Origin of the sequence: Pseudomonas sp. 34 E 7, from assembly GCF_900005715.1 — a bacterium.
GTDB lineage: Bacteria > Pseudomonadota > Gammaproteobacteria > Pseudomonadales > Pseudomonadaceae > Aquipseudomonas > Aquipseudomonas orientalis_A.
The window spans coordinates 1-3,893 of the sequence record NZ_CVTX01000197.1; the positions used below are offsets into that span (position 1 = coordinate 1).

The 3,893-nt window shown below is 54.5% G+C and carries 5 protein-coding genes and 1 pseudogene; all 6 read right to left on the reverse strand.

The window, feature by feature from the left end; all coding sequences use genetic code 11:
• Nucleotides 1-104: 104 nt before the first annotated feature.
• On the reverse strand, nt 105-416 hold the full coding sequence (locus BFP96_RS28545; RefSeq protein WP_240995354.1) for a hypothetical protein: 312 nt from the start codon (nt 414-416) through the stop codon (nt 105-107).
• Nucleotides 417-506: 90 nt separating this feature from the next.
• A complete protein-coding gene (locus tag BFP96_RS28550; protein WP_256548926.1) occupies nt 507-794 on the reverse strand; it encodes a hypothetical protein in 288 nt (95 codons plus the stop codon).
• Nucleotides 795-1,054: 260 nt separating this feature from the next.
• Nucleotides 1,055-1,492, reverse strand: a complete 438-nt coding sequence (locus BFP96_RS28555; RefSeq protein WP_065936158.1) for a GNAT family N-acetyltransferase — start codon at nt 1,490-1,492, stop codon at nt 1,055-1,057.
• 173 nt (nt 1,493-1,665) lie between these two features.
• Nucleotides 1,666-2,123 (reverse strand): annotated as a pseudogene (locus BFP96_RS28560) (GNAT family N-acetyltransferase).
• Nucleotides 2,124-2,310: 187 nt separating this feature from the next.
• Nucleotides 2,311-2,832 (reverse strand): DUF2846 domain-containing protein, encoded by a 522-nt coding sequence (locus BFP96_RS28565; protein ID WP_065936157.1) that lies wholly within the window; start codon nt 2,830-2,832, stop codon nt 2,311-2,313.
• A 65-nt stretch (nt 2,833-2,897) separates the two neighbouring features.
• Nucleotides 2,898-3,500, reverse strand: a complete 603-nt coding sequence (locus BFP96_RS28570; RefSeq protein ID WP_065936156.1) for a hypothetical protein — start codon at nt 3,498-3,500, stop codon at nt 2,898-2,900.
• Nucleotides 3,501-3,893 lie beyond the last annotated feature (393 nt).

Here is a 3,893-nt window from a genome sequence, read left to right on the forward strand (position 1 = left end):
CGGCCAGAAGCAGACGGACCGTGAATGTCAGAAAGCGACCGGTCCCTGACCGACCCGAAGAATCAGCGCCTGGTCACCGGACGCACTGATCAGGGTGTCGTCAGTTACCGAAAGTGCGTGAGTCTGGAGGGAATCGCATAGCTCTGACAGAAGCCCTTGAACGACGCTGAAGGATAAATCGGACTAACAAGCGCCGAACTTAAGTGATAAAGGATGGACGTGAACGGCTTTCCTGAAAAGCTGCCCTCAATTGTGAAGGACTCGTCCTTCACAACACCCCTTGGATGCACCCGGGAGCACCAGCTTAAGGACCTGAGGACCAATCCTTCATCCCCGATATCCAGAACTTCATCGACGTTTGCCAAATTATCAGTGCGGGAGCCTACCGGCTTTAAGATGATGATGTCATAGCTCATACGTTTTCCTGTGGCCCATCCCCCACGTGCGCTTCATCTCACTCGTTAGAGGGGATAAGCAAGTGACCGAAAAAGGTAGACTTGTCGCTGCTAGTCCCAGTCCATTTTAATGTTCTCCTGTTTTCGGAACGCGTCCAGCACGCTCTGGAACTGGGAGCGTTCGAAAGTCAGGCTCGGTATTGAGTCGTACCAATCAACAGCAGGGGATTGCAGCGTAATTAAATCCTTCAGCAAGCCAAATCGGCGCCACTGGACATAGTGCTCACCGGCATGCTGCTCAGCGACTATGACGGTACAAGTCAGATCCAAGTCATCAGAGCAAACAAGTAGTGGAACCAGGTCCGCCAGCCCGGCGCTGTTGAGTAAATCCGGTCCCATACCAAACAGGTGTCTTTATCGCTGTACAAGCCTGAATGAGCGGCTACCAAGTGTAGCTCAGCTTCTCGATTGTGCCGAGGTAGCCAAACCTCCATAGGTACTCCGTCAACGGCAAAGGTCGGATAGAAATCCAGGCTGTGTTTAGATTTATGGCTTGCAATAGATAGCAGATTATTCATTCTGACCCTCGAATCCCTGAAGTTTACAGAGATTACTTTCCCTAGATGCGGACGGCTTCTAATCGCCGACACCCGAAAAATTCAGAGTTTTGTGATCCGAACGATATGGCTCGCATGAGCATCTTCTATTCGATTGAAGCCGCAGCGCAGGTAAAAAGCGCTCCCCTCCAAGGTATCGGTGTAGAGACGCACACGCTCAAAATGCACCGCGGCGTGGGCAAGCAATGCGTTAACCAATCTGCGGCCAACCTGTTGCCCGCGTGACGCAGGCGCCACATACACACGTCGCAGCCTTCCTGTACGGTCATGGGTGAACGGATCAACCGACAGGCCTCCAATGCCCACAAGTTGCTGGTTCAGATAAGCCGCCATGAGGCATTCGCCAGGCGCATCAAAGCGATGGGTGCCTGACTGCCATTCTGAAGTCAGTCGGGTGAGAAACCTGAAGCCTTCTGCAACTGCCGCTTTTTCCAGGTCGAGGATTTGGGGCGGCAGATGCGTGATCCGTTGAATCTCCATTGAGTTCAATCTTCTCTGATCGGGCGCGAACCCCTTCTGAGGTCTCTGGGGATATTGACTTGGGCCGTGGGCACGCCAGTGGCGGCTATCGACCCAGCCGGTGTGAAAACGCAGACGTCAAATCACAGTTTTGCTGCTTATAAAAAGCGGCACACATTTGAAGCCGGCCTTGACTATAAACTCCGTGACATAAGGTATTGCTCTTTCCCCCAAGCCTCAAAGCGCTCCAATACTTTCCAGCCAAGCTTGGTGTAATAACTGCTCTGGTTGTGCGTGTGCAAGTACAAGGTAGTGAACCCAGCGTCTCGTGCATGGACACAGATGCCTTCATTTACTGCACTGCGAGCCCCCTCTTTCGAGCTTCAGGTGTGACGAACACACACGCAAGCCAAGGACCTAGATCCGGCCGGTCAGACAGGTCATTACTGGCAAGCGTAGCGCCACCTAGCAACTGGTCTCGTTCGGTTGCGATCAGACACTTCCAACTGCCATCACGCTGCCCATCAAAGAACTCGTGTTGCCAACTCGAAAGAGATTGCTGCGTAAACTCATAATTGAATTCCCGATAAAGCCATTCGGCCATAACGTCGCACTTGTCCATTTGTTTATCGAGCCAATCCACTCGCAGCATCTGAAACGCTCCTTATATATTCGTCACGCCGGTAGGATTCTGGACAATCATACAGCCGTCTGCCTGCGGCACAGACTATGTCGAAGCCATATCCATACTGGTTTCCCTGCTCACCCTCATACTGGCTTGGCCCAACGTTGCCGGCAGGGCTTGTAATGGACCTGGCCGGAGCATGGGCTACGCATGGTTACGGTGCAGGTGCCGGCAACTTCTGGCACCACTTGATAGAACGTAGCGCTTCCTCGGCAGGCACAAGCGCGTAGCGCGAGTAATACATTGTTCCACCGAAACGCCCCTCGTCGATTTCGCCCAAGGTCTGCCCGTCCGTGTAGGCCGAAGTGCTGAGCTGGTCTGCGATGTAATACACCTTTCCATTCTCGACGGTGATATCGAAACGCTTGTTAACCATACCGCTTATTATCGGTGGCGAGGTGGAAGCGACGCTGTGCTTGCCGGCGGGAATGTCGGCTTTGAAAAAACTCCCGGAGGGCAAGCTGCCAATTGCGCGACCATCGACCAGAATGGTCGGAGCGACCCCGCTACCGATGCTGGCGGAAGTACGATAGAAGTAGACCGTGGCCTCGTCCGGACGAGGTTCTGCCGGTGATGTGAAGAATGGTTGGCCTGTGAGGTCCGGACCGCTGATGCAGCCGGTCAGTGAGGCCAGGCCTGCGAACAGGCTGGCCCAGAGGAGCGTACAGCACTTCATGGCATGAAATTCCTTGAAAGTGGATCAATGGGCGTCGGGGCCGATGACGGTCACCAGTACCGGATTCAGAGCGTGCACAGCCCTTTACCGAAGTCAGTGGCATCAGAACTCGGCCACGGCGCAAAACCGCTCTTTGCCGTCATATTCACGATGTTCCGATCCTTGAGCATCGGGTACTTGCGCTTGAGCGCCTGCACAGTGCTCTCGGCATTGTTCACGTTGGACAGGCAAAAACGCAGGGCATCGGAGCGCAGGTCGCCGATATAGAGAATTTCCCCGGCCTTCACCGAGAAAACCGCAGGCACAGGGCGCGGCATCGATTTTCCCGCGTAATACACGTAATGCCACCGCGTGTACTCATACTCACCAGGCGGCACTTCATACATGAAGTAATGGCCCAGCACAGAGGGCGATGGCTGATCATCTTCATTGCCCAGCGTCGTCAGCCGTATTGCGGTACCGGGTGCTCCCTGGTGGTCGATTTCAACCACCAGCCCATGGGGCTGCATCATCGGAAAGCTCTCACCAATCGAACCCACGATGATCGCCTTACTCGGGTCAGGTGCGTGCTTGCCGTCGTAGCGTGACGTCGCGCACCCGGACAGAAGGGTTGCGCAGAGCGCGACCGCGCCCCAGACGAGATATTTACTGCTGACTTTCCCTAGCATTGGTCTTTTTTCCGATCAGTAATCTTGCAGTTTGTAGAGCCCAGCCGAGCGAACCAAACGTTCGTACACCTGGTACTTCGTTGTTGGCTCGGCCGAACCTATTGTCCAGCTACCCGCACCTTGATAACAACCCACTGTTGGCCCTCTCCTGTAGGAGCGAGCTTGCTCGCGAAAAACTCAAACGATAACGCAGCGCCTGAAGGCAAAATCCGATTCCCTCGCCGCGGCTTGCTCCATTGCCTACGCGTGCGTCACAATCCGCCGGCTTGTGTGCTGGGGTGGCCGTCTCTAAGGTGGCCCGGTCGCTGAATTGTTCAGTGATTCGGGTTTAGTAGCCTGAGCTTGGGTATCTATTAGTGCATGAGTTTCATCAGTCAGACAGTGCGTCTGTGC

What these genes read in the sequence shown, in the direction of transcription:
- BFP96_RS28545 (WP_240995354.1), bottom strand. Translation starts at nt 416, where the DNA reads ATGAGCTATGACATCATCATCTTAAAGCCGGTAGGCTCCCGCACTGAT.
- BFP96_RS28550 (WP_256548926.1), bottom strand. Translation starts at nt 794, where the DNA reads ATGGGACCGGATTTACTCAACAGCGCCGGGCTGGCGGACCTGGTTCCA.
- BFP96_RS28570 (WP_065936156.1), bottom strand. Translation starts at nt 3,500, where the DNA reads ATGCTAGGGAAAGTCAGCAGTAAATATCTCGTCTGGGGCGCGGTCGCG.
- BFP96_RS28565 (WP_065936157.1), bottom strand. Translation starts at nt 2,832, where the DNA reads ATGAAGTGCTGTACGCTCCTCTGGGCCAGCCTGTTCGCAGGCCTGGCC.
- BFP96_RS28555 (WP_065936158.1), bottom strand. Translation starts at nt 1,492, where the DNA reads ATGGAGATTCAACGGATCACGCATCTGCCGCCCCAAATCCTCGACCTG.